This window comes from Psychroserpens damuponensis (assembly GCF_000826655.1).
GTDB classification, from domain to species: domain Bacteria; phylum Bacteroidota; class Bacteroidia; order Flavobacteriales; family Flavobacteriaceae; genus Psychroserpens; species Psychroserpens damuponensis.
Map to the genome: position 1 here is coordinate 156,281 of NZ_JXJO01000024.1, position 24,767 is coordinate 181,047.

The 24,767-nt window shown below is 31.9% G+C and carries 25 protein-coding genes; 5 read left to right on the forward strand and 20 right to left on the reverse strand.

From position 1 onward, the window contains the following. The first annotated feature begins 18 nt into the window (after window positions 1–18). From TD29_RS18395 to TD29_RS15110, 3 genes are read left to right on the forward strand one after another with little or no spacing between them, the layout of a single operon-like run. On the forward strand, window positions 19–249 hold the full coding sequence (locus TD29_RS18395) for a hypothetical protein (RefSeq protein ID WP_152611536.1): 231 nt from the start codon (window positions 19–21) through the stop codon (window positions 247–249). A 7-nt stretch (window positions 250–256) separates the two neighbouring features. Further along, window positions 257–469: a hypothetical protein gene (locus TD29_RS18400; RefSeq protein WP_241485290.1), complete on the forward strand. Its 213-nt coding sequence runs from the start codon at window positions 257–259 to the stop codon at window positions 467–469. Then, on the forward strand, window positions 470–1,060 hold the full coding sequence (locus TD29_RS15110; protein WP_040281804.1) for a hypothetical protein: 591 nt from the start codon (window positions 470–472) through the stop codon (window positions 1,058–1,060). A 65-nt stretch (window positions 1,061–1,125) separates the two neighbouring features. Here TD29_RS15110 and TD29_RS15115 read toward each other — a convergent pair whose 3' ends face one another. Beyond that, window positions 1,126–1,908, reverse strand: coding sequence for a tRNA pseudouridine synthase A (locus tag TD29_RS15115; RefSeq protein ID WP_040281806.1), 783 nt, complete (start codon window positions 1,906–1,908; stop codon window positions 1,126–1,128). Between the two features lie 123 nt (window positions 1,909–2,031). Here TD29_RS15115 and TD29_RS15120 point away from each other — a divergent pair, with 123 nt between their 5' ends. Both TD29_RS15120 and TD29_RS18055 read left to right on the forward strand, forming a co-directional pair. Next, the gene (locus TD29_RS15120; RefSeq protein WP_040281809.1) at window positions 2,032–2,829 is read left to right on the forward strand and encodes a LytTR family transcriptional regulator DNA-binding domain-containing protein; all 798 of its coding nucleotides are present in this window, start codon (window positions 2,032–2,034) and stop codon (window positions 2,827–2,829) included. A 96-nt stretch (window positions 2,830–2,925) separates the two neighbouring features. Next, complete coding sequence (locus TD29_RS18055; RefSeq protein ID WP_052467142.1) at window positions 2,926–4,161, forward strand: S41 family peptidase; 1,236 nt, start codon at window positions 2,926–2,928, stop codon at window positions 4,159–4,161. Window positions 4,162–4,295: 134 nt separating this feature from the next. Here TD29_RS18055 and TD29_RS15130 read toward each other — a convergent pair whose 3' ends face one another. From TD29_RS15130 to TD29_RS15220, 19 genes are all read right to left on the reverse strand, one after another. Continuing rightward, complete coding sequence (locus TD29_RS15130; RefSeq protein WP_040281811.1) at window positions 4,296–6,065, reverse strand: T9SS type A sorting domain-containing protein; 1,770 nt, start codon at window positions 6,063–6,065, stop codon at window positions 4,296–4,298. 156 nt (window positions 6,066–6,221) lie between these two features. Continuing rightward, entirely contained in the window at window positions 6,222–6,845 is a 624-nt protein-coding gene (gene hisIE, locus TD29_RS15135) for a bifunctional phosphoribosyl-AMP cyclohydrolase/phosphoribosyl-ATP diphosphatase HisIE (RefSeq protein ID WP_262501117.1), read from the reverse strand. A gap of 97 nt (window positions 6,846–6,942) precedes the next feature. Beyond that, window positions 6,943–7,698 carry an imidazole glycerol phosphate synthase subunit HisF gene (gene hisF, locus TD29_RS15140; protein ID WP_040281814.1) on the reverse strand — a complete coding sequence of 252 codons (756 nt, stop codon included), beginning with the start codon at window positions 7,696–7,698 and terminating at the stop codon, window positions 6,943–6,945. A 116-nt stretch (window positions 7,699–7,814) separates the two neighbouring features. Continuing rightward, window positions 7,815–8,531, reverse strand: coding sequence for a 1-(5-phosphoribosyl)-5-[(5-phosphoribosylamino)methylideneamino]imidazole-4-carboxamide isomerase (gene hisA / locus TD29_RS15145; RefSeq protein WP_040281816.1), 717 nt, complete (start codon window positions 8,529–8,531; stop codon window positions 7,815–7,817). Window positions 8,532–8,576: 45 nt separating this feature from the next. Then, window positions 8,577–9,158, reverse strand: a complete 582-nt coding sequence (hisH, locus tag TD29_RS15150; protein ID WP_040281818.1) for an imidazole glycerol phosphate synthase subunit HisH — start codon at window positions 9,156–9,158, stop codon at window positions 8,577–8,579. Continuing rightward, a complete protein-coding gene (gene hisB / locus TD29_RS15155) occupies window positions 9,158–10,291 on the reverse strand; it encodes a bifunctional histidinol-phosphatase/imidazoleglycerol-phosphate dehydratase HisB (protein ID WP_040281820.1) in 1,134 nt (377 codons plus the stop codon). The genes hisH and hisB overlap by 1 nt, the downstream gene beginning before the upstream one ends. Window positions 10,292–10,320: 29 nt before the next feature. Beyond that, complete coding sequence (gene hisC / locus TD29_RS15160) at window positions 10,321–11,373, reverse strand: histidinol-phosphate transaminase (protein WP_040281822.1); 1,053 nt, start codon at window positions 11,371–11,373, stop codon at window positions 10,321–10,323. A 75-nt stretch (window positions 11,374–11,448) separates the two neighbouring features. Beyond that, window positions 11,449–12,732: a histidinol dehydrogenase gene (gene hisD, locus TD29_RS15165; protein WP_040281824.1), complete on the reverse strand. Its 1,284-nt coding sequence runs from the start codon at window positions 12,730–12,732 to the stop codon at window positions 11,449–11,451. Then, window positions 12,732–13,589 carry an ATP phosphoribosyltransferase gene (gene hisG / locus TD29_RS15170; protein WP_040281826.1) on the reverse strand — a complete coding sequence of 286 codons (858 nt, stop codon included), beginning with the start codon at window positions 13,587–13,589 and terminating at the stop codon, window positions 12,732–12,734. The genes hisD and hisG overlap by 1 nt, the downstream gene beginning before the upstream one ends. Before the next feature lie 288 nt (window positions 13,590–13,877). Continuing rightward, window positions 13,878–14,420, reverse strand: a complete 543-nt coding sequence (locus TD29_RS15175) for a hypothetical protein (RefSeq protein ID WP_040281828.1) — start codon at window positions 14,418–14,420, stop codon at window positions 13,878–13,880. Window positions 14,421–14,425: 5 nt separating this feature from the next. Next, window positions 14,426–15,238 carry a prohibitin family protein gene (locus TD29_RS15180; RefSeq protein WP_040281830.1) on the reverse strand — a complete coding sequence of 271 codons (813 nt, stop codon included), beginning with the start codon at window positions 15,236–15,238 and terminating at the stop codon, window positions 14,426–14,428. A gap of 11 nt (window positions 15,239–15,249) precedes the next feature. Continuing rightward, entirely contained in the window at window positions 15,250–17,283 is a 2,034-nt protein-coding gene (locus TD29_RS15185) for a hypothetical protein (protein WP_040281831.1), read from the reverse strand. A 29-nt stretch (window positions 17,284–17,312) separates the two neighbouring features. Then, a complete protein-coding gene (locus tag TD29_RS15190) occupies window positions 17,313–17,666 on the reverse strand; it encodes a bleomycin resistance protein (RefSeq protein WP_040282217.1) in 354 nt (117 codons plus the stop codon). Between the two features lie 37 nt (window positions 17,667–17,703). Further along, window positions 17,704–18,213, reverse strand: coding sequence for a hypothetical protein (locus tag TD29_RS15195; protein WP_040281833.1), 510 nt, complete (start codon window positions 18,211–18,213; stop codon window positions 17,704–17,706). A 22-nt stretch (window positions 18,214–18,235) separates the two neighbouring features. Continuing rightward, entirely contained in the window at window positions 18,236–18,982 is a 747-nt protein-coding gene (fabG, locus tag TD29_RS15200; RefSeq protein ID WP_040281836.1) for a 3-oxoacyl-[acyl-carrier-protein] reductase, read from the reverse strand. 299 nt (window positions 18,983–19,281) lie between these two features. Then, window positions 19,282–22,257, reverse strand: a complete 2,976-nt coding sequence (locus TD29_RS15205) for a M16 family metallopeptidase (RefSeq protein ID WP_040281837.1) — start codon at window positions 22,255–22,257, stop codon at window positions 19,282–19,284. A gap of 96 nt (window positions 22,258–22,353) precedes the next feature. Beyond that, on the reverse strand, window positions 22,354–23,229 hold the full coding sequence (gene sucD, locus TD29_RS15210) for a succinate--CoA ligase subunit alpha (RefSeq protein ID WP_040281839.1): 876 nt from the start codon (window positions 23,227–23,229) through the stop codon (window positions 22,354–22,356). A gap of 152 nt (window positions 23,230–23,381) precedes the next feature. Next, window positions 23,382–23,786, reverse strand: a complete 405-nt coding sequence (locus TD29_RS15215) for a nuclear transport factor 2 family protein (RefSeq protein ID WP_040281841.1) — start codon at window positions 23,784–23,786, stop codon at window positions 23,382–23,384. Further along, entirely contained in the window at window positions 23,787–24,722 is a 936-nt protein-coding gene (locus tag TD29_RS15220; protein WP_040281843.1) for a UDP-3-O-(3-hydroxymyristoyl)glucosamine N-acyltransferase, read from the reverse strand. Between the last annotated feature and the right edge of the window lie 45 nt (window positions 24,723–24,767).

The following is a 24,767-nucleotide window of genomic DNA, read 5'->3' on the forward strand; positions in this document are numbered from 1 at the left end:
ATCATTAAGCTATATTATATGAATTTTGTAAAACAAGATTTTCCTTTATTTGATAATTCTACACTCGAAACAACTTACGTAACTATTATACTTGGCGTTTTTTTAATTTCCCAATTCTTATTTTTTATTAATATTATTCTTAGTACATTCAACGAACAACTCGCAAGCAGAATTAGAGAACAACTCAGGTTTTTTCCTGATGATTTTACCGAAAAAAAAGATGTTTGGTGGTATCTCCTTTTTGCATAAAGGAAAAATGACAATTGGCGTAATGAAAGAAGATGTAATGGTAAGAATCCTCTCAAGTAAAATAGAATCCGAATTAGCAAAAGTACATGTAAGACCAATGGATTTTACCAAAAAGCCCATAAAAGAGTTTGTATATGTCTCACAAGAAGTAATAAAAACCGAAACCGAATTATTACATTATATTGAATTAGGTTTGATGCACGCCAAAAGCAAACTATAAATGGATACGCAAGCCTATAAAATAATCAACTCTATTTCCAATTTTTTAGAAGGACTCGTTTTTGGTTTTTGTATTGTAACCTTACTTGCGGTATTAGTTTATGTTTTTTATAAAAAGACAAAATTACGAACCTTTATCACCTACTCAGTTCTTGTCGCTAAAAATCTAGCTATTTTTTATGGTGTTGTTTACACCTTATCGCTAATCATTTATTACACCTCAAAAGAATTTGATGTATTCTCCCAAAGAGCTACAGGACCTTACGCTTGGGCTTATTGGCTAATGCTATTAAGACCATTAGTATGTTGTGCACTACTGCAATTATTTTGGATTAAAAAAATGAGAAAAACATTAAAATATATAACACTTATCACTTTTTTAGTGTTAATTGTTTCGCTCTTTTCAGGCACCATAATTGAACGATTTGTAATAATTACAGCTTCAATTCATAGAGATACTTTTGCAGAAAGTACGCTATCAGAAACTAACGTATTACTACTTATTCTATTATATATTATTGAAAAAACCGTGCTTTTTAGCGCACTAGTATTTGTGAGTTGGGCCATTTATAAAAATAAAAAACTTGACTAATTCTCTAAAAAACAACCACCATAATTGACTGTCTTGATTAATTCTAAAAGACAATACAAAAAGGACTACTCAAACTCAACCGCATTTAATATTAAACCAGATGCAGGAGCAACAAAATCCATAACTTCAGTACTGTCAGGTTTTAAAGAGTTTTCTATATAAGCCAAGTCAACTTCACCTCGACCCAATTTAATAAGTGTTCCCATCATGAGCCTGATTTGGTTTCTACCAAAACCTTTACCTTTTACAATAAGTGTATATGTTTTCTTCGGAAAAAAATTCGCTGTAAACAAGGTGTTATCAGTAAGTTGACAACTTTCAATCGTCCTTCTATACAAACCTTTATCTGTTGCTCTAAAACAATAGGGTTTAAAATTGTGAGTGCCCTCAAATAATTGAGCGCCTTGCTTCATAATCTCAATATCCAAATCATCAAGAATGGTTGTCATTAGAGGTGCACAAAACGGGTGACATTTATTTCCGAAGGTAAATAAATACACATATTCTTTAATTTTAGAATGCTGTATAATATTAAACTCGGCATCAACTTCTTCAATAGCTAAGGCTCGTAAATCTTGCGGAAGATTATGATTAAATAAGGCTAAAAACGCCGTTTCATCTTCAATTTTTTTATACACAAACAACTCAAAAGCCGTTTCATTTGCCGAAACCATAGCATCTGTACGTCCAGAACCTAGTGTTTTAAAAGGTTTTCCGTCGAGAATAAAATTAAAAGTTCTATCAATCATTAAATGAACCGTTTTTAATTTTGGTTGTTTTTGCCAACCATGAAAACGATAGCCTAAATATTGAATCTTTATGAGATAATAATAACGTTTGTTAAACATGTAAAACTAAAATTGATCTGAAAAATAACAAGAACGCTATTTTATGAGTGTTTACAAAATTTTTAAACGCATTGTTATTGGTAGTTCTGTTTGAAGTTATATTTTTAAACTTTAAATACATCTGTGAATACCAAATACCCATTTGATCCATCTTTAAAAAACCATGCTATAATTGCTTTGGGTTTAGCGTTATGGATATTTCTATTTCTGTTTTTTACAGAACCTATGGATGTTAACGAGTTTAGTGATATAGAAAAATTAATCTATCTTCCTCTCTACGGACTCATAATCGCAATTTGCTACTTGTGCTTTATGCCGTTGCAAACCGGTCTATTTAGAAAAAGCAAGTCTAATTGGAAAATTAAGCATGAACTCCTATTTCTGTTGAGCTTCACCCTTTTATCAATGACCATTGCAAGATTATTTTATTTATGTATCATCGTACCAAATGAGCCCAATCCTTACCCATTGTGGTATCATACCAAAAGTATATTTTTACCAGCTTTAACCGTTATTTTACCTATTCTCATTATTGGTCGTTTTGCCTTCGGAAAATATAAAAACAAAAAACTTGAGGAACAAAAAATAGAAATTCAGGGCGAAGGTAACTATGAAAGCTTACGTTTATTACTGAATGATTTAATCTGCATCCAATCATCTGATAATTATGTAGAAGTTTTTTATCTCGACGGTAACGAGCTTAAAAAAAGTTTGATTAGAAATTCATTATCAAAAGTGTCTATCGCATTCCCACAATTATTAAAGACGCATCGTAGTTTTATAATCAATCCGTTTCATTTTAAATCTTGGAAAACCGAAAAAGGAAAGCATTTTTTAATGCTCTCCCAATCCATAGAAGCTCCAATTTCTAAAACCTATCTAGTAGACGTAAAAGCTCAGCTTCATTCTACCACAGAATAGGTGCATTTCGCCCCAAACACTCATTATTATTGTATTACAAGTGATTTCTAAAATATCTTTGTTTCAGAAAGTTTAATCACATTAAAAACAATTATCATGACAAAATCACTCACAATTTTACTTGTATTTCTATTGACAATCACTTCTGTTTTTTCACAATCTAAAACCTGTGATTGTAAAACAGATTTAGATTTTCTAGTTGAGAAAATGAAAAAAATGCCATCATTTAAAAAACAAATTAAAGCTGATAAAAAAGACGAATTTGAAAATACATATCGAGAATTAGCATCACAAATGACACAATCAATACCTGTTGAAGATTGTTATAAATTATTAATACAACAAACGCTTTTAGTTAATGATGTACATTTTAGTTTAGGCTATAAAAATAAAATTCTATCTAATGAGATATTAAATGATAGTTTAAAATTAGACGCTTTTAAACAAAGTGCAGCCTTTACAAATCATCCAAAAATCGATATTAATTTGGAGGAGCTAAAACAAAAATTAAAATCAAAACCATTACATGCAATAGAGGGCATTTACAGGTATGGCGAATTTCAGAAAATAGGAGTATATTTTTCCGAAGATAAAAAAACACTTACTGGAGTTTTACTAGAAAATACTTTAAGCCAATGGGAAATTGGAGAAGTTAGATTTGTTGCAACACACATTAGTGATCAAAAATACAATGTGTATTATTATGATGCAGATACGAGAAAACCTGGCTTTGTAAAAAGTCTCTCTTTAGAAAATGGTCGCTTATGGTCTTATAAAAAAGTAGGTAATGACAACAATTATGAGTTACCAATTAAAGATCAAAGTAATTGGGCATTTAAAACCTTAACCAACGAGACTCAATATATCTATCTAGGTACTTTTGGAAACAGCAACAAGAAGAAACACCAATCGTTTTACAAAGAGGTTGAGCATAAATTAACGGCTAAAAACGTTATTGTAGACCTAAGAAGTAATGGTGGTGGTAATGATAAATTCTCAGATCCTTACGTAAAACTACTAAAAAATAAAAACGTATATATTATCACTAATTGCTTTGCTGGTAGTAATGGTGAACAATTTACTTTAAAACTACTTCAAAATAAAAATGCTAAGCATCTAGGTCAAACAACTCGTGGTATTATTGCTTACGGGAAAAATTATGGATATCACTATGATACACCTTCAGGATATTTTAATGTGACACCAACCGATATGAATTTTCATAAATTTATTGAATATGAAAGCAAAGGTATTACACCAGAAATCAAACTAGATTTTGATAAAGATTGGATAGAGCAAACTTTAGAAATCATAGCAAGTGATGCGCAATAAATTATCAAAGTTTAAGTGTTTCTAATGCGCGATTAAACTTTCTATTTTTCATTAGAAAAAAAGCCATCACAACTGTGATGGCTTTTTAAGTATAATTAATGTATAATTTATATCATAAAATTATGTTTTATAATTTAATTAATAAGTAATTTTTGTGTTCGCTTAAGGTTTGTGTCATTATTTAATTCTAATACATATATACCAGCACTTAATTGACTAACATCTAAAGTTCTATTAGTTCTATCATTTAAATTAAACGTATTAACCAAACGACCATTTACATCATATAAATTGGCATTAGTATCGCTATTTAAAGGACCTGAAACAACAATAACATCATTATTACGGTTTACATAAATTTCTAATGAATCTAATTCAGACTCTTCAGTTGTTAATGTATCTGTACCAAAACTTAAGAAAAAACGACCTGTTCCAGATAAATCTGTTGTAGGAGTAAATACATAATCCATATCTGATAATAATGTAATTGTATTATTAACATTGTCTTCTAAATAAACATCTACATTGGTAGGCATATCAGTATCTAGAATGCTAATAGTTAATTCTTGACCTTGATAAGCGTTAACACCTAAAGGAACTACTGTATTTAACATATCGTCTGGATGCGTAGATTGAATAGCAAATGGTGTTGTAGTAGTATTAGAAATTAATTGAGAATATATAGAAAATGGTGGAGGCGTACTTTCATATAAAGTTGTATCATAACCTAAATCAAAACCTTGGGTAGTATTGGTATTAAAGTACAAGTCTGTACTATAACTTGAATTAGATGTATTTGAACCTAATTTTAAATAACCATAATGTGGAGACTCAGCATTTCTTCCTGCAATAAAATCGTCTGAATCACCCATACAACGCATTGCTGTTGTAAAATCTATTTGTCCACCACCAGATTTAGCCTTCACATAAAATGCTTGTCCTGGTGCTATTAATTCTTTATGTACTGGAGAGTCAATTGCAGCTTGGTTCCAAATAGTCCATCCATTTGTAGCATCACCATCATAACCATAAATTGCTTGATACGATACGAGATCAAATTGATCTTTGTTATGCGTAAAGAACGCATTAAAATCGATATAAGAAGGATAAGGATTCCCAACCAAATTCCAACCGCCTCCAGGAGCAGTATCCAAAATTGGAATATCTAATACATCATCAGATCTAACAGTTCCTGTAAAAGTTAAAGAACTTCCAGCAATTGTTGCTGCTCTATACCCTTTTCCTGATTCAATTTCAGTTATTGCATGTGTTACAATGTTGTAATTTTGATATTCGCCAATTGTCGTATTATAAGGAGCAAAAGCTCTTATATTACCTGAAGCTGCTAGATTACCAGTATTTACAGTAGCAAATGCAAGAAATAATTCGCTTGAAACAGGCGATGCAATTAAATCATTGGTCCCAATTTGAGATGTATATCTATGATAATTGACTACACCAACTATATTTCCATTTAATATTAAACCTGAATAAAGTGCTGATGTAGAATTTAAATCAACTAGTGCAGCAGTTAAAGTTACACCTGCGTCAATAGTTACGGTAGCTCCTGGGTTTACAATGAAATTATCGCATATCGTGTTAGTCGTGATGCTTAAACTTCCAGATTCTATAATGACTGTATCTAAAGAAGTGGCTAAACCAATTGGGTTACTTGGTGACCAACTACCATTATAGGTAAAAGTAATTGGCACTGATCGCATAGATGCTCCATCATTCTCTAAAGCGTTTGGAGATGTATTGTCCTGGTTTGGATTTTGACTCACCATCTCTAAAGTATTGAGTTGGTTTTCTATGTTATTTAATCCATTTTTTTCTTGTGCTGTTGCAAAATTCAAATAAAATGAGGCAATTAAAAACAACAACGTAGGTTTTGTAGTTTTCATAAGGTTTGGGGTATTATAATTTGGTTAAACGATTAATTTCCACAAACTTATAAAAACATTAAGAACAACAAATGGTTTTTTTTGTTTTTCGATTAAAAACCAAATAAAATCGTTAAAAAGCATATTTATTCGTCGAAATGCACAATTTCATGTTTTTCACGATCTACTTTTTAAAACGTTTACGACATCATTTAACTCAAATCCTTTGGCTTTCAATAAAATAAGATAGTGAAAAAGCAAGTCTGCACTTTCATCTAAAAACAGCGTTTTATCATCATCTTTTGCCTCAATTACAACTTCTACTGCCTCCTCTCCTACTTTTTGAGCAATTTTATTAATTCCTTTTGCAAATAGAGATGCCACATATGACTTATTCTCTGATTTACTGTTTTTTCTACTTTCAATTACTGCTTCTAATTCTGAGAGGAAACCATAACTTTGAGAATTTGCAGTATTCCAACACGTATCTGATCCCTTGTGACATGTTGGACCTTTTGGATTTACCTGCACTAAAAGCGTATCATTATCACAATCTAATTTGATATTTACCAAATTTAGTACGTTACCGCTATCTTCACCTTTAGTCCATAAACGTTGTTTTGACCTGCTAAAAAAGGTTACCAAATTGGTTTCAATTGTTTTCTTTACTGCTGCTTCATTCATATAACCCAACATTAACACCTTATTTGTTATAGCGTCTTGAATGATGGCAGGTACTAGTCCGTTATTTTTTTCGTAATCTATATTCATCGAAAATTCATTTTTGCTTCTGTAAAACAGAAATCTTTTAATTATTTATTTTTATTTTATGTTAAATTCTGACTAGCTTTAATACTATCAAACTTAAGCCTTAATCGTTGTATTTAAAAAACGACAGTTACAGCCTCACTTCTATATGATGTTCTCTCAATTCTTTTTTTAATTCCATAATTTCGATTTCACCAAAATGAAATACACTAGCAGCAAGAGCAGCATCTGCATTACCTTCTTTAAATGTATCTACAAAATGTTGCACAGTTCCTGCACCACCTGAAGCAATAATAGGAATATTCAATGTCCTTGAAAGTTTCGCCAAAGCTTCATTTGCGAAACCTGCTTTTGTACCATCATTATTCATTGAAGTAAATAAAATTTCTCCTGCTCCTCTTTGCTCTACTTCTTTTGCCCAATCAAATAAATTAAGTGTTGTAGGGATTGTTCCTCCAGCTAAATGCACTATCCATTCATTATTAATTTGTTTGGCATCTATGGCGACAACTACACATTGGCTACCAAATTTTTCAGACAATTCATTAACTAACTCTGGACGTTTCACTGCACTTGAATTGATGGATATCTTATCGGCTCCACAATGCAATAAGGCATCAACATCACTTATGGATGAAATTCCGCCACCAACCGTAAACGGGATATTAACGTGCTCTGCAACTTTTAGCACCATATCATGCATTGTTTTACGACCTTCTAATGTTGCTGAAATATCTAAAAACACCAATTCGTCTGCTCCCAATTTGGCATATTGCTTTGCAAGCTCTACAGGATCTCCTGCATCTCTTAAGTCTACAAAATTGACACCTTTAACGGTTCTTCCGTTTTTGATATCTAAACATGGAATGATTCTTTTTGTTAGCATATTTACTTCCCTTGAAAATAGGAATCCTTTATTTAATTATTTATTTTTAAATACATTCATCTAGATGTATTCTCTAATATGTAATACTCAAATTTGTTTTAATTTCACATATCAATTTAAAATTTTGTTTCCAAATCCTTCAAACTGATATGACCTTCATAAAGTGCTTTCCCAATAATAGCACCTTCACATCCCAAATCTTCAAGTTTATTAAGATCATCAATTGAGGTTACACCACCCGAAGCTATAAGTTTTATATTTTTAGATGTATCTAAAATACGTTTATACAAATCAAACGATGGTCCTTCTAACATGCCATCTTTTGCGATATCTGTGCAAATCACATAAGAAACCCCTTTTTGTTCAAAGCTTTTAATAAATGGAATCACTTCCAAATCACTTTCTTCTTGCCATCCGCTTACTGCAATTTTTTCGTTATTACAGTCTGCACCTAAAATAATTTTTGTGCCTCCATAATTTTGAATCCAACTTTCAAATCGTTGAGCATCTTTAACTGCGATACTTCCTCCAGTAATTTGATTTGCACCAGAATTAAAAGCAATATGTAAATCTTCATCAGATTTTAAACCACCTCCAAAATCAATTTTTAAATTTGTTTTAGAAGTTATCTGTTCTAGTATTTTATAATTAACTATGTGCTTAGCTTTTGCGCCATCTAAATCTACAACATGTAAGTATTGAATTCCTGAAGCTTCAAACTCTTTTGCTACTTCTACTGGATTTTCATTATAGACTTTTTTGGTGCTGTAATCGCCTTTCGTTAACCGCACACATTTACCGTCTATAATGTCTATTGCTGGTATTATTCTCATAAATTAGTTTTAGATATAAAATATTTATTTTTTGCCTTCTTTAGTTTATAGGTTGATAAAATTTTTCAAGACCTGTGCTCCGGCTTCTCCACTTTTTTCAGGATGAAATTGTACACCATAAAAATTGTCTTTTTGTAATGCTGACGCATAGTCTAATTGATAATGAGTAGACGAAATAGCTTCATGGCACATTTCGGCATAATAACTATGAACAAGATACATGAATTCACCATCTTTAATATTGGTAAACAAGTTTGATGTTACGTCTGTTATGGTGTTCCATCCCATTTGTGGCACTTTTACCGTATTTGAAAAACGTTTGATATCAACATTAAAAATCCCTAATCCTTTTGTATCACCTTCTTCGCTAGAATTACACATCAATTGCATACCCAAGCAAATACCTAAAACAGGTTGTTTTAACTGCGGAATGAGTGTATCTAATTTACTTAATTTAAGCATATTCATTGCAGAACTCGCTTCTCCAACTCCAGGGAAAATAATGCGATCTGCAGATGTAATAACATCAGGGTCACTTGATAAAACTGCATCTAACCCTAGACGTTTAAAAGCAAACTGTATGCTTTTAATGTTTCCTGCACCATAATCTATAATTACTAGTTTCATTATAACATCCCTTTTGTTGATGGTAATATCATTTTTTCTACATCACGTTTTACAGCCATTTTAATAGCTTTTGCAAAAGCCTTAAAAATAGCTTCAATTTTATGATGCTCATTGGTGCCTTCTGCTTTTATATTTAAGTTGCATTTTGCACCATCTGTGAACGATTTAAAAAAGTGATAAAACATTTCGGTTGGCATTTTACCTATCATTTCACGTTTAAAATCGGCTTCCCATACTAACCAGTTACGTCCACCAAAATCTATCGCTGCCTGCGCAAAACAATCGTCCATTGGTAATGAGAATCCATAACGCTCAATTCCTAATTTATCACCTAAAGTTGTAGAAAATAATTCTCCTAAAGCAATAGCAGTATCTTCAATAGTGTGGTGTTCATCAACATCTAAATCACCATCTACTTTAAGGTCTAAATCTAATTGACCATGACGTGCAATTTGATCTAGCATATGATCAAAAAAAGCAATTCCAGTATCAATATTACTGTTACCAGTACCATCAAGATTTAAATCAATTTTAATTTTAGTTTCATTGGTATTTCGTTCAATACTGCCTGTTCTTGCATCTGTTTTTAAAAACGCATAAATAGCTTCCCAATCGTTGCTTTCTAAAGCAATAAATTCATCTAAAGCTTCGCGTTTGACGGTAATTTCATCGGTTCCTAAATTGGTATTATCATTAATAAAAATTCCTTTTGCGCCTAAATTTTTAGCAAGTTCAATATCAGTTAACCGATCGCCAATTACGAAGGAGTTTGCTAAATCATATTCCGAAGAAAAATAGCGTGTCAACAATCCAGTATTTGGCTTACGTGTTGGAGCATTGTCTTTGGCAAAGGTTCTATCTATAAATTGCTCTTTAAAAATGACGCCTTCTGCTTCAAAGGTTTTAAGCACAAAATTATGCACTGGCCAAAATGTATTTTCAGGATACACCTCTGTACCTAAACCATCTTGATTTGTAATCATTACGATTTCAAAATCTAACTCTTTAGCAATTTTACTTAAATATTGAAACACTTTTGGATAGAAATCTAGTTTTTCAAAAGAGTCAATTTGCTCATCTGCTGGCTCTTTAATTATGGTTCCGTCTCTGTCTATAAATAATACTCGCATCATGTTTATCTGTTTATGAGACCTTACAGGTTTTAACAACCTGCCAGGTCTTTTAAGGCTTTAATTAATTTTAAATTCTCTTGTTGCGTTCCAACCGTAAACCGCAAACAATTTTCACATAATGGCTGTGATGTTCTATTTCTCACCACAATCCCTTTTTCTATTAATTGAGAATAGCGCTTACTAGCTTCATCTACTTTTACTAAAATAAAATTAGCATCTGACGCGTAAACAATTTTCACAAGTTCATTTTTTTTCAATTCTGAAATGAGCCAATCTCGTTGTGTAATAATTCTATTTATTTCTTCGGAAACATCTTCGGGTTTTAGCAAGCGCTCCAAAGCTTTTAATTGTGTTAATTCATTCACATTATATGGTGGCTTTACTCTATTTAATATTGAAATTATTTCTTTTGAAGCATAACAAACACCCAACCTAATTCCGGCCATACCGTAAGCTTTTGATAAGGTTTGCGTCACAATTAGATTTGGAAAATCAGCTAATCTAGAAATCCATGATTCATTATTAGAAAAATCTATATAAGCTTCATCAATTACAACGATACCCTTAAAACTTGACACTAGCTTTTCAATATTTTTTGCACTAAAACTATTCGCTGTAGGATTATTAGGCGAACATAAAAACAATAATTTTGATTGACTTGTTGCTGATTTTAAAATTTGATCAACCTGAGGCTCAAAATTAGAATTTAATTCTACTCTAATATTTGCTACAGCATTTATATTTGCCAAAACATAATACATACCATACGTTGGTGGTAATGTTATAATTGTATCTTTATTGGGTTCACAAAACGCTCTAAAAATTAAATCAAGTACTTCATCACTACCATTACCCAATAAAATGTTCTCTGGAGCCACATTTTTTAATTTAGACAACTGCGCTTTTACTTTATGTTGTTGCGGATCTGGATAGCGATTTACTCCATTTTGAAACGGATTTTCATTCGCATCTAAAAACACCATATTCTCAGTCAACTCTTTATATTCATCTCTTGCCGAGGAATACGGTTTAAGCATTTTGATGTTCTCACGAATGAGATTGTTTATGTTGAATTGTTTCATTTTTTTCTATTTATTATTCCAAACAACGTGAGGAAACTCATTACTTAGATGCTTCGGTTCGCTCTGAATGACAGTTTACTTTAAATCATTTAATCTTAGTGTTACTGCATTTTTATGCGCTTGTAAACCTTCAGCCTCTGCCATTAACTCTATAGTTGTACCAATATTTTGAATACCTTCTTTTGATATTTTCTGAAATGTGATACTCTTCGTAAAACTATCTAAATTAACTCCAGAATAGGCTTTACTAAACCCGTTGGTTGGCAATGTATGATTGGTTCCAGAAGCGTAATCTCCTGCGCTTTCTGGTGTATAATTACCAATAAATACAGATCCAGCGTTTGAGATATTATCAACATAAAAGTCTTCATTTTTTGTGCAAATAATAAAATGTTCTGGCGCATATTCGTTAATGAGATCTAGAGCCGTTTCATCGTTCTCAACATAAATTAATTTAGAATTGTCAATTGCCTTTTGTGTCATTTCTTGTCGAGGTAACAGTTTGATTTGCTGTTCAATTTCCGAAGAGACATCATTTATAAGTTGCTTTGATGTCGACACTAAAATCACTTGACTATCTGCTCCATGTTCGGCTTGGCTCAACAAATCTGAAGCCACATAACTTGCTTTTGCGGTATCGTCTGCCACAACTAGTAATTCACTTGGACCTGCTGGCATATCAATGGCAACACCATATTTTGTAGCGAGTTGCTTTGCTACAGTTACATATTGATTACCTGGTCCGAAAATTTTATAAACCTGCGGAATGGATTCTGTTCCAAACGTTAAACCTGCAATAGCTTGAATTCCTCCTACCTTTATAATTTTTGTGACACCACATAATTGGGCAGTGTACAAAATTTCATTGGCAATTTTGCCGTCTTTATTTGGTGGAGAACATAATACGATTTCCTTACAACCTGCGATATTTGCTGGTACAGTTAGCATTAAAACTGTAGAAAACAAAGGTGCTGTGCCACCAGGAATGTATAATCCTATTTTTTGGATTGGACGTTTTTCCTGCCAACATTCAACGCCTTTTGAAGTTTTAACAGAAACGCGATTTGTTTTTTGTGCTGCATGAAATATTTCAATATTTTGTTTTGCTGTTTGGATGGCAACTTTCAAGTTTTGAGACACTAAACTTGACGCTTTTTCAATCTCTTCTGAAGAAACAATCATAGACTCTAATTGAACACCATCAAATAACTCGGTATATTTTGAAACTGCCTTATCGCCTTGTCGCTGAATATCTGTAAAAATTTCGGAAACGGTGTTTTCTATATTTTCAACGGTTTGTGTTGGCCTTTTTAATAATTCTGACCAATCTGCTTTGGTTGGGTTAAGTAGTGTTTTCATTATAATACCATGTTTTCAATTGGACATACTAAAATACCTTCGGCTCCATTTTGTTTGAGTTCATCAATAACTTCCCAAAATTCATTTTTATTAATAACCGAGTGTAATGAACTCCAGCCTTCTTTTGCTAGTGGCAAAATGGTTGGACTGTTCATTCCTGGTAAAAGATTGATGATGGTTTCTAGTTTTTCATTAGGCGCATTTAATAATACATATTTGCTTTGCCTGCCACGAAGAACAGATTGTAATCTAAACTGTATTTTGTTTAAAATTTGTTGATTTTCCGAAGAAATTAAAGGAGAAACTGCTAATACAGCTTCAGATTTTAGAAGGACTTCAACCTCTTTTAATCCATTTTTAAATAGCGTACTTCCACTAGAAACAATATCTACAATGGCATCTGCCAACCCAATATTTGGAGCAATTTCAACCGAACCGTTTATAATGTGTAAATTAGCATTTACATTATTTTTATCTAAAAATTGATTAACTGTATTTGGATATGACGTCGCTATACGTTTGCCTTCTAAGTCTTTTATAGTGTTATACGTTGTAGATTTTGGAACTGCAATTGAGACTTTACAAGATGAGAATCCTAATTTTTCTATGATGGTAATACCATTTCCTTTTTCTATTAAAACATTCTCTCCAATGATTGCTACATCAACAACACCGTCTTTTAAATATTGAGGAATATCACCATTTCTGAGGTAAAATACTTCTAAAGGAAAATTCTTTGCAGATGCTTTGAGTTGATCTTTACCATTGTCTATAGAAATCCCAATATCTTTTAGGATTTTCATAGAATCTTCATTAAGTCGTCCTGATTTTTGTACAGCTATTTTTAATTTTTTCATAGTATTTTCCTGAGAAAGCAGGAATCTTTTGTTTTAAGCTTGATACCAGTAAAGACCTTTTTAAAAACAAAAAACCCATCTGAAATATCAAACGGGTTTTTAAAATATATTTTTGAATTTATTCAATACACTTTCACCTCGCTTGAGCGATTACATGAAAATGATGATGTAAAGAAATAAAATTCATAATTGTTTTTGTCTCAACAAAGATTGCAAATTATTATTTGAAATTCCAAATCTTACAAGACGATTTATGATATTATTAATATTTAGGTCTTTATTTATAGATTACTCATATTTGAGGCAAACCGTCCAAGGATAGGCACATTGATCTTTAAAATAGAGCCAACCTTCTATCGTTTTTTTACCTACTTGAAATTGTACTTTTGCCCATAAATCACTAATTTCAATCACCGAGGTTATTTGATAGTTATTCACTTTATGAATTTTGTTTGCTTTTTTTGAAGGCAAATCATACAAATACACTTGATGATTTTCATCATAATTATCTACATGAATTATGAAGTTTTTTGAGGTCACCCAATGATTTTCATAACCATAATCTTTTAGAGTATTGGGCAACTTTTGAATATTTTTGATTTTAAACCAGCCATATTCACTGCTTATGATAGCAATTTTATAATAATCTAATGCATTCTCAATTGGCTGCAGCGTATCAACAATATTACCATTTATTTGATCATAAACGTATAAAGGTACTTTACTTTCTTTATGATGATAAGCTTCAACAAAATCAAGATAATGATGTTTGGTGTTTTCTTGAGCAGCAAGATTATAACTTATAAAAAATATGAAAATAAAGCGTCTCATTCTACTTATTGGTTACCTAAAATAATTGGCATCCCAGAATCTCCAGATCCAATTACAATGACTTTACTATTTGGTGATTCAGATAGTTTAATCGTAGCATCAATCCCTTTATCTTGCAAAATTTTATCTGTTAAAGAGGCACTCAAAATTCTATTAGATTCGGCTTTACCTTTTGCTTCAATAATTACTTTTTCGGCCTCCTTTTCAGCAGTAACTAATCTAAACTCATATTCTAAAGACTCTTGTTCTTGCTTTAATTTTCGCTCAATAGCTTCTTTAATGGTAGGTGGCAAAGTCACATCTCTAATTAAAATATTATTAAGTTGAATAAATTGTGGTTCAACAATTTTTTTAGTTTCTTCAAAAATTTCATCTTGAATCGCATCACGCTTACTAGAATATAATTGCTCAGGCGTATAACGTCCAACAACACTTCTGGCTGCACTTCTAATTGCTGGCTGTAATACTCTACTAATATACTCTCTACCTTTTTCTTTATGTAACCTACTCAAATTACTATAATCTGGTTGATATAACACAGAGGCATCTAATTTAATATCTAAACCATTTGAAGATAAAACCGACATTTTTTCTGGTAATTCCTGTTGTCTCACTTCATAATCAATGACGCTATTCCATGGTGCAACAAAATTAATACCTTCACCTAATGGTTCGCTTTCTGGATCAACTCCACCTCCTAATTGGTATAAAACTCCTGCATGACCAGAGTCTATCGTGACAACAGATTTGAATAATAATATTAATACGCCTACAATAATAATAAGTGTGATAACACCTCCTTTAGGTAATTTTTCCATAGTTTAAGTTTTTAAATAAGTCCGTTGTATTTTCTAATAAACCACTCAGCTGCTAGACTTAAAGCAATGAGTATTAACAGGTATTTCCAATCTATCAAAGGTACAACTTTTTTAGTGCTTTTTTGAATGGTTGCAAACCTAGAATCGTTTATTAAATCATCAATTAATGTTGATGTATCCTCAATAAAATAAGAGGTTGCATCACTATTAGTCGCTAAGGTTTGAAGTTTTGTTACATTAGCATTTAAAAATTGTTGCTCTACATTGTAATCTAGAATTTTAAGCGTTCCAGATTTTGAAATATTCTCATTATTCACCTTGACTGTAAATGTATAGTCTCCAGCTTCTAATCCGCTTAAATCAACTTCGTAACTAGCGTTTTTGAGTACGAAGGGCAGCGTTTTTTCATTGGTAGTTTCACTATTTTTTAATATTATGTTTAAATCTACATTGTCTTCAAATTCATAATTTTTATTAAAAAACTGAGCTGTAATTTTTACATTATCATTACCATTATAAAATGACTCGTAATTAACGTTTAAGCGTGTTCTGCGTTGATTAGTACTTAAATATTGTACTAATTTCCCTATAAAATTATCAAACGTATTGAAGGAGTTTTCATTAAGATACGCTTGGGCTCTCCATCTCCATAACCCTTCTCCTAGAATTAAGGCTTCGCGTTTATCATTAATTTCAAAAGTTGCTAAAAGTGGTTCATCAATTTGAGTTCCGTTTATGGTTTTGTACAGTATAGTTTCAAAAGGGACAGTGAAAGAGGTTTGGCCAAATGCTCCATGTAACGGCGGAAATTCGCTAAAATTTAAGTTATCAACTATAAAAGTTCCATAGTTAGGATTTAAACTTGGTTGATACTCTTCATCTTGACGAGTTATTTCTTGCTTATAATTACTTTGCAATTGATTAAGTAATGACCAATTTGTTTTTGTACCCGTAATAACAATTTTATTGAGCTTTAATTTGTCGATTTCTTTAAATAAAGCTCTAAAATTATTGGTTGGTTGATATACAATTACCAATTGATAATCATTGGATGTATTTAAAAACTCAAGTGTTGATACAATATCTGCATTGCGTTGCTCATTGCTTTCAATTGATTTTTTAAGTGCTCCTAAATCTGGATGCAATATATCTGAAACAATAGCCACGTTTGTTTTTTGATCTATAACTTCAACCGCAAAATTCTTGACGTTATTAATCGTGTTTTTTTCGTTATCTAAAGGCACAACTTGTGCTTTATAAGTTGAAACTCCTACTCTATTTGCTGGTAATGTGAAGTTAACAATTTGCGACGTTTGAGTTTTACTAAAGGTTAAGGGTTTTGAAAATACGGTTGCATTTCCTACAGAAATTTTTAATTGTGTATTAACTGTTGAGTTTCCATTATAAGTTGCTATGACTTCTACTGGGAACTTATTTTTTAAATACGCATAACGATTCACATTTAATTGTTGAATTTTCAAATCTGTATACGTTATCGTGTCTCCTAAAATAACCGGAAACACAGATTGTTTATAGCGTTTGGTCATGTAAGCATAATCGTTTCCGTAGGTTTGGTTTCCGTCGGAAATGATAAGGGTTGGAGAAATGGTGTTGTTGTACACTTCTGATAAGCGTTCAAACACTAAAGCGAGATTAGACTGCTTTTCATTGAAACTTAAAGAATCTGATTGTTGCAGCTCTTTTCCGAAGCTATAAAACTCAACATCAAAATTCTCGTTTAAGGCGTCGTTTGCTTTTAAATTTTGAATTAAATCTAAAGTATTTTGTGATTGTTTAAGATAGGTTACAGATTCTGAATTATCTACAGCCACCACTAAATTTGGTTTTTCGTTGTAATACGTAACTTTATCAAATTTAGGATTTATCAATAATAAAAAAATGGAGAAGTATGTTACAAAACGAAGCGCAGTTAATACCCAAGCACGTTTACCTTTGAGTTTAGATTTAAAAGCATACTGAAAAAGCGCTAATGCTAACGCTATAATTCCTGCTATTATGATAAATGTTAAGGTTTGGGTTTGCAATTATTTTTTATTTTCTTCAATTTTATTAATTATACCATTTGGCCAAAAGTTAGCAAATTATTATCTGGATCTAACAAGGCAAACTCTTTCATGTGCCAAGGTTTAATTTCTAAATCTCCATTGGGATGAATGTCAACATTATTATCTAAACAGAACTTATACATCTCATCAATAGTATCTGTTCTCATATAAACCATCCCATAATTCTCTTTTGTATTCAACGCTGTAAATTCAAAAAAATGAATCTCAATATCATCTTTTATAAGCATTAAATAACCATCATAATCTATATCTCCCAATGGTTTAAATCCCAAATTGTAGTAATACGCTTTTGTGATTGCTTTGTTGCGCATTGGTAGTTTTGGGATTATTGATTTGAGCATGTTACCAGTTTTATTTACTACGTATTGACATTCATTTTTATTCAAATTTTGATAAATCAGAGCTCATTAATTCAATTCTATTGAGATACTCTATATTGATTTTGTCTTCACTCGCAATTAACAGTTGTCTTTTTAAAGCTATTAAAGTTAACGCCTTTAATTTTTTATCAATTTTTCCTGTAATTTTAATTTGACCAAAGCCAGTTGCTATTATAGAATTATCCATGGCTAAAATTAAAAATTCATCTTTGTCATCAATTTCTTTAATTGTTTTTAAATCTAATAGTGTTGAGCAGCTTTCACTTTGAAATTCAAAACCCATTTCGTCGATTTGGTTGAACATCCATTTTACAATATTTCGAGTCCATTTTTTTTCTCTGTACCAATCTTCGAGATTATATAACAAATCTGCGCCATCGTCATTTCCAAAGGGAGAACATTCATCTAGACAACTAAAATAGAAGTCAGATGTCATTGCATTCACAAAGTTAGGATGTGACGTTTCTCTAGATGGACCGTTATCTTCAGTATCGAAATAGTATTTCATTAGTGCCAACTATGATAACTTTTTAAGTTAACATACCACCATCAACATTCAATGTTTGTCCTGTAACATAAGCACTCATATCACTTGCTAAAAACACACATGCGTTAGCGATATCTTCAGGACTTCCACCACGTTTTAATGGGATGGCATTTCTCCAACCTTTAACGGTTTCTTCGTCTAATTTTGCTGTCATTTCTGTTTCTATAAAACCTGGAGCAATCACGTTGCTTCTAATGTTTCTTGAGCCTAACTCTAAAGCTACAGATTTAGAGAACCCAATAATACCTGCTTTTGATGCTGCGTAATTGGTTTGTCCTGCGTTACCTTTTACTCCAACTACAGAACTCATATTAATAATAGACCCTTTACGCTGTTTCAACATGGTACGTTGAACCGCTTTGGTCATGTTAAAAACCGATTTTAAGTTGACCTCAATGACTTTATCAAAATCATCTTCTCCCATTCTCATGAGTAAATTATCTTTTGTGATTCCTGCATTATTTACAAGAATATCGATGCTACCAAACTCGGCTAATACATCCTCTGCCAATTTTTGAGACTCTTCAAAATTTGCTGCATTACTTTGATAACCTTTTGCTTTGATACCTAAAGTTGTAAGTTCTTTTTCTAATGCGTTTGCTGCCTCTACTGATGAGCTATATGTGAATGCAACATTTGCACCATGTTGTGCAAAAACTTCTGCGATTCCTTTTCCTATACCTCGGCTTGCACCTGTTATTATTGCTGTTTTTCCTTCTAGTAGTTTCATGAGTTGGTTGTTATTTTTGTTAGTGTCTCATGGAACATTTAATTCTTTAAAACCCATAGATTGACTAAAGGTTTAAGATTAAATGTTTCATTATTTGTGTTTTAAAATTTGGTATTCAAATATAATGAATACAAGTTCTGCAACATATAAAAACCTCACAAATTCTTGTGAGGTTTTTAACAGTGTATTTACTTTAAATGACAATACATATATGTTGCGTTACGTGTATTAAAAAAAGCAGCTACAAATATATGCAACTGCTTTTGAATTATAATATTTCCGAAGAAATTGAGATAAAATTACATCTTGACTTCTTCTGGTTGCTCATAATTAAATAGATAATCAATATCCATTTCTTGAAGCTTACCTAATTTTTCTAATGATTTGAAATCGATGTCTTTTTTATTACCAATTACCATCACGTTGTAGTTTTCGCCTTTAATATTAGAGTTGAAAAAATCACGTAAATCATCCATAGTCATGTTTTTTATGGTATTGTACAATTCTTCTCTATTATCGTTATCGATTCCTAATTTTTTAAGTCGTTCGTAACTCCAAAATATACCAGATTTAGTAATACGTTGTGCTGCTAATTTCTTCAATGTTGCCTCTTTAGCTGCATTAAATTGCTCTTCTGCTTCTGGCATGTTTGTCATTAACTCCATCATAGCATCAACGGCTTGTGGCATTTTGTTGGCTTGCGTTCCCATGTAGGCCATCACATAATTGTTGTTCTCCTTTTTACTGGCATTGCTATAGCTTGAAAATGCCGAGTAAGCCAATGATTTAGATTCTCTAATTTCTTGGAAAACGATGGATGATAATCCGCTACCAAAATACGTATTAAACAATGTTGAAGCTGCCATATTCTCTGCTTTAAAAGGATCTCCTTTTGCTAAGAATAACATTTCAGATTGTACCATATCAAAATCAACGAAGTATACATTTCCTCCAGTTTCTTTTTCTAGATAAGCCATTGCTTCTGGGTAGGTTTTTAATTCTTCGGAAACTTTATGACTCGTATTTAAAGCTGCTACAGCTGCATCGATATCTTTTCCGTAGTAAAAAATACGTTGTTCAAAATCTTTCATTCCTTTTACGATATCTACTAATTGAGCAGGATCCATTGCATTAAGCTCTTTGGTTTGGTAGATGTTTCTTAAACGCGAATTTTCCCCATATTTACCGTAATTCATTAAACCGTTCCAAAGAATATTTCCTTTTTGCGATTTACCATCTACTCTACCTTTTGTGATTGACTCTACATATTTTGTATAGGCTTCTTGATCTGGCACAGCATTGTTCCAGAGATGCTCTAAAAGTTCTAATCCTTTAGGCAAGTTTTCTTTAAGACCGTTTAATCCAACATAGGTTGTTTCTGCTCCTGCACTTACATAATATTTAATACCTAATTTGTAAAATTCTTTCTTTAATTCTTCAGCAGAATATTTATCAGTACCTAGATATTCCATATAACCAGCAGCCAATCCTAACTTTTTATCGTTATCGCTACCCATATCAAAAATGATATTCATATCGAATAAATCATTCATTTCATTCTCTATATAAGACACTTTAATACCGTTATCTAAGTCTGTTTCTTTGATTGCTTCTTTGTAATTAACGAACTTAGGTTGTAAATCTTCAGACTCTATTGCATTAAAATCTTGCATGTATTGAGATGTTTTGTCTCTATTTAAATTCACAGGTGTAATTCCTGGATTAGCAACTTTTACAATAGACGTATCTTCACCTTGACGCTTGTATGTTACAACGTAGTTATCTTTATAAAATCTGTTAGCAAAATCAACAACTTCTTGTTTGGTTACTTTTTTTAAATCGTCTAAAAATTTCACTTTATTAGCCCAATCTTCATGATGAATAAACGCATTATAATACATAGACGCTAAGGCAGTACTATTTTCATATTGTTGTGTTTGACTTAATTTTAAATCATTAACAACAGCATCAATCATCCAATCTTCAAACTCACCTTTTTTAAGTTTTTCTATTTGCGCTAAAATTAAATCTTTAACTTCATCAAGAGTTTGCCCTTCTTTTGGAGAACCATCAAAAGAATGATATCCATAATCGTTTAAAAATGTTGGAGAGCAACCTGCATATTGTACTGCTTGTTTTTGATTTAAATTTAAATCAATTAAACCAGCGTTACCGTTTGCCAAAATCATATCGGCAACCGTCATTAATTTTTCTTCTTCGGTATTTACACCTTTAGATCTAAATGCAATAGAAACCGTTTCTGCTGTAGGGCCAAAAACTTCTTTTATTATAGGAGAAGTAATAGGATCTTCTTTTGGAAGTGTAGGGTGTACAACCTCTTTCTTTTCTAGTTTACCAAAAGTTTCATTTACTTTTTTAATTGTTGCATCAAAATCCAAATCACCTACTAATACCATTGCCATGTTATTTGGCACATAATATTTCTCAAAATAATTATTAATATCTACTAATGACGGATTTTTTAAATGCTCAGCAACTCCTATTGTTGATTGTTGACCATAAGGATGATTAGGAAACAAACCTTCTAACATTGCTGCATAGCTTTTTCTATAATCGTTATCTTGACCTCTATTAAATTCTTCAAAAACAGCTTCTAATTCTGTGTGAAATAATCGTAATACAAGCTCACTAAAACGTTCGCTCTCTAATGCTAACCACTTATTTAATTCATTAGCAGGTATTTTATTTTTGTAAACTGTTTCTTCAAACCACGTATGTGCATTTGTACCAGTTGCTCCAAGCGAGCTCGTCATTTTATCATACTCATTAGCCACACTAAAATTTGAAGCCTCTAAAGACACTTCATCAATTTTTTTATATAAGGCTAATTTTTTATCAGGATCAGATTCTGCTCTGTGTTGCTCATACAAATCTGAAATTTGATCTAAATACGCTTTTTCTTTTTCCCAGTCTACTGTACCTACTTCGCTTGTACCTTTAAACACCATATGTTCTAGATAATGTGCTAATCCTGTAGATTCTTTTGGATCATAATTAGAGCCAGCTCTTACTGCGATGTAGGTTTGAATTTTTGGTTCTTCTACGTTTTTACTGAGGTACACTTTTAATCCGTTTTCTAAGGTATACAGACGTAAACCTGTTGGGTCATTTGTTACTGTTTCGTAAGCAATGCCATTGGCATCTTTGTTAGATTTAACTGCGTAAGCCAAATCTTTGTTGTTGTTGTTTTCTGTTTTACAATTGTACGCAAGCGCGACAATACAAAACAACATGATTAGTTTAATGTGTTTCATTTAGATTGATTTAGTTGTAAAAAAAATTCCGCTAACAAGATAATGTCAACGGAATTATAACGTAAAAGTTTTGTGTTTATTTTAACAAGAAATATCTTAGCTATTCATTACTTCTGCTACTTTCTTTCCAATTTCAGCAGGAGAATCAACAACGTGAATACCACATTCTCTCATAATTTTCTTTTTTGCTTGAGCCGTATCATCACTACCTCCAACAATTGCTCCAGCATGACCCATTGTACGTCCTGCAGGTGCAGTTTCTCCAGCGATAAATCCAATAACTGGTTTTTTGCTTCCACTAGCTTTGTACCAGTTTGCAGCATCTGCTTCTAATTGACCTCCAATTTCACCAATCATAACAACAGCTTCCGTTTCAGGATCGTTAATTAATAGCTCAACCGCTTCTTTAGTTGTTGTACCAATAATAGGATCTCCTCCAATACCAATTGCAGTTGTGATACCTAAACCTTGTTTTACAACTTGATCTGCAGCTTCATAAGTTAATGTTCCAGATTTAGAAACGATACCTACATTCCCTTTTTTGAAAACGAAACCTGGCATAATACCAACTTTAGCTTCACCTGGTGTAATAACACCTGGACAATTAGGTCCAATTAATCTACAATCTCTATCTTTAATATATGTTGAGGCTTTAATCATATCTGCAACAGGAATTCCTTCAGTAATTGTAATAATCACTTTGATGCCAGCATCTGCTGCTTCCATAATTGCATCTGCAGCAAATGCAGGTGGTACAAAAATAATAGTTGTGTCTGCCCCAACTTCTTTTACAGCTTCAGCAACTGTATTAAAAACAGGCTTATCTAAATGTGTTTGACCTCCTTTTCCTGGAGTTACACCACCAACAACATTTGTACCATATTCAATCATTTGACCTGCGTGAAATGTACCTTCACTACCTGTAAACCCTTGAACAATTATTTTTGAATCTTTGTTAACTAAAACGCTCATTTGTGTTTGTTTTATTGCCTTTTTTCTTCGGAAATTTAAAATTTTAAGAAGTTATAGGCTATTTATGATTTTGATTTTATGTTTTTGTGTATTCAGTTGATATTTCCGAATAATGACAAAAATAAGATATTGCTTATTATTTTTAAACCTTTTTAAACTTTAATTTCAGCATAAGAGTTTAAGCTTTCAGAACTATCATCTGGCAACTGACTTATTTCATATCCTTTATATAATTTTCCGTCCTTAACTTCCCAAATAGTAATAAAATGAGCTAAGGTATCCTCCTTTTCAGGACGTTCTATAGAAGTAACATAAATGGTATATCTAGCTGTAACCATATTGCCATCTTCTAATAAATGACTTAATCTAGACTTAAATGAGTGAAAAGATTGCTTTAAACCTTCAAGCATCTCTTCTAGTCCATTATAATTTAATTTTGTAAAGCCTTTACTACTATGCCATCTCAACTCACAATCTTTATGGTAGTGACTTAAGATATTCTCATCTTTTACTAAGTCTAAATCATAAAATGCTTTGACAATTTGTTTTGCAGACATTTATTTAGTTTTTAATTGCTTTAATATTTTTGGGATTTGTCTCAGGTAAGCCATTTCTTTAAATTTTTCGCGTGCTTCAATTGCTGGCGATCCAAAATACGTTCCGTTTGGTTTTGTTGAATGGCCTAAACCAGATTGCGCATACAACACAGTACCTTTTGCGATGGTGATTCCGCTTTTCACACCTACTTGTCCCCAAATAGTGACTTCATCTTCTACTACAACGCATCCTGCGATTCCTGTTTGTGAGGCTATTAAACATTTTTTACCGATTACAGTATCATGCCCAATTTGAATTTGATTATCTAATTTTGAGCCTTCACCAATAGTTGTATCTCCTGTTACACCTCTATCAATAGTACATAATGCACCAATGTCTACATTGTTTTCAATAATAACACGACCACCTGATTGCAATTGATCAAAACCTTCTGGTCTGTTTTTATAATAAAAAGCACTTGCTCCTAAACTGGTGCCTGCATGTACAGTCACATTATTACCAATAATCGTATCGTCATAGATACTTACATTGGAATGTATGATACAATTATCACCAATAATTACATTGTTACCTATAAAACAATTAGGTTGAATTATTGTATTTAGACCAATTTTAGCAGAAGCTGCTACTGCAGCATTTGAGGCTTGAAATGGTTTAAAGTGAGCGGTTAATGTATTAAAATCTCTAAATGGATCATCAGATATTAAAAGCGCTTTTCCTATTGGGCACTCTACTTTTTTATTAATTAAAATAATTGTTGCCGCACTTTCTAATGCTTTATCATAATATTTTGGATGATCTACAAATACAATATCTCCAGGTTCTACAACATGTATTTCATTCATTCCTAACACTGGAAAATCGTCTGCTCCTATATATTCAGTAGAAATAAGGTGAGCTATTTCCTTTAGTGTATGTGGTTGTGGGAATTTCATGTTGTTTAGTATACAGGTGGTGATTTACAGTTTACAGTCTCGAGT

What these genes read in the sequence shown, in the direction of transcription:
- hisG (WP_040281826.1), bottom strand. Translation starts at nt 13,589, where the DNA reads ATGAAAAAATTAAAAATAGCTGTACAAAAATCAGGACGACTTAATGAA.
- TD29_RS18400 (WP_241485290.1), top strand. Translation starts at nt 257, where the DNA reads ATGACAATTGGCGTAATGAAAGAAGATGTAATGGTAAGAATCCTCTCA.
- TD29_RS15175 (WP_040281828.1), bottom strand. Translation starts at nt 14,420, where the DNA reads ATGAGACGCTTTATTTTCATATTTTTTATAAGTTATAATCTTGCTGCT.
- TD29_RS15115 (WP_040281806.1), bottom strand. Translation starts at nt 1,908, where the DNA reads ATGTTTAACAAACGTTATTATTATCTCATAAAGATTCAATATTTAGGC.
- hisD (WP_040281824.1), bottom strand. Translation starts at nt 12,732, where the DNA reads ATGAAAACACTACTTAACCCAACCAAAGCAGATTGGTCAGAATTATTA.
- hisC (WP_040281822.1), bottom strand. Translation starts at nt 11,373, where the DNA reads ATGAAACAATTCAACATAAACAATCTCATTCGTGAGAACATCAAAATG.
- TD29_RS18055 (WP_052467142.1), top strand. Translation starts at nt 2,926, where the DNA reads ATGACAAAATCACTCACAATTTTACTTGTATTTCTATTGACAATCACT.
- TD29_RS15215 (WP_040281841.1), bottom strand. Translation starts at nt 23,786, where the DNA reads ATGTCTGCAAAACAAATTGTCAAAGCATTTTATGATTTAGACTTAGTA.
- TD29_RS15180 (WP_040281830.1), bottom strand. Translation starts at nt 15,238, where the DNA reads ATGGAAAAATTACCTAAAGGAGGTGTTATCACACTTATTATTATTGTA.
- TD29_RS18395 (WP_152611536.1), top strand. Translation starts at nt 19, where the DNA reads ATGAATTTTGTAAAACAAGATTTTCCTTTATTTGATAATTCTACACTC.
- hisB (WP_040281820.1), bottom strand. Translation starts at nt 10,291, where the DNA reads ATGATGCGAGTATTATTTATAGACAGAGACGGAACCATAATTAAAGAG.
- hisA (WP_040281816.1), bottom strand. Translation starts at nt 8,531, where the DNA reads ATGAGAATAATACCAGCAATAGACATTATAGACGGTAAATGTGTGCGG.
- fabG (WP_040281836.1), bottom strand. Translation starts at nt 18,982, where the DNA reads ATGAAACTACTAGAAGGAAAAACAGCAATAATAACAGGTGCAAGCCGA.
- TD29_RS15220 (WP_040281843.1), bottom strand. Translation starts at nt 24,722, where the DNA reads ATGAAATTCCCACAACCACATACACTAAAGGAAATAGCTCACCTTATT.
- TD29_RS15205 (WP_040281837.1), bottom strand. Translation starts at nt 22,257, where the DNA reads ATGAAACACATTAAACTAATCATGTTGTTTTGTATTGTCGCGCTTGCG.
- hisF (WP_040281814.1), bottom strand. Translation starts at nt 7,698, where the DNA reads ATGCTAACAAAAAGAATCATTCCATGTTTAGATATCAAAAACGGAAGA.
- hisH (WP_040281818.1), bottom strand. Translation starts at nt 9,158, where the DNA reads ATGAAACTAGTAATTATAGATTATGGTGCAGGAAACATTAAAAGCATA.
- TD29_RS15110 (WP_040281804.1), top strand. Translation starts at nt 470, where the DNA reads ATGGATACGCAAGCCTATAAAATAATCAACTCTATTTCCAATTTTTTA.
- sucD (WP_040281839.1), bottom strand. Translation starts at nt 23,229, where the DNA reads ATGAGCGTTTTAGTTAACAAAGATTCAAAAATAATTGTTCAAGGGTTT.
- TD29_RS15130 (WP_040281811.1), bottom strand. Translation starts at nt 6,065, where the DNA reads ATGAAAACTACAAAACCTACGTTGTTGTTTTTAATTGCCTCATTTTAT.
- TD29_RS15190 (WP_040282217.1), bottom strand. Translation starts at nt 17,666, where the DNA reads ATGCTCAAATCAATAATCCCAAAACTACCAATGCGCAACAAAGCAATC.
- TD29_RS15195 (WP_040281833.1), bottom strand. Translation starts at nt 18,213, where the DNA reads ATGAAATACTATTTCGATACTGAAGATAACGGTCCATCTAGAGAAACG.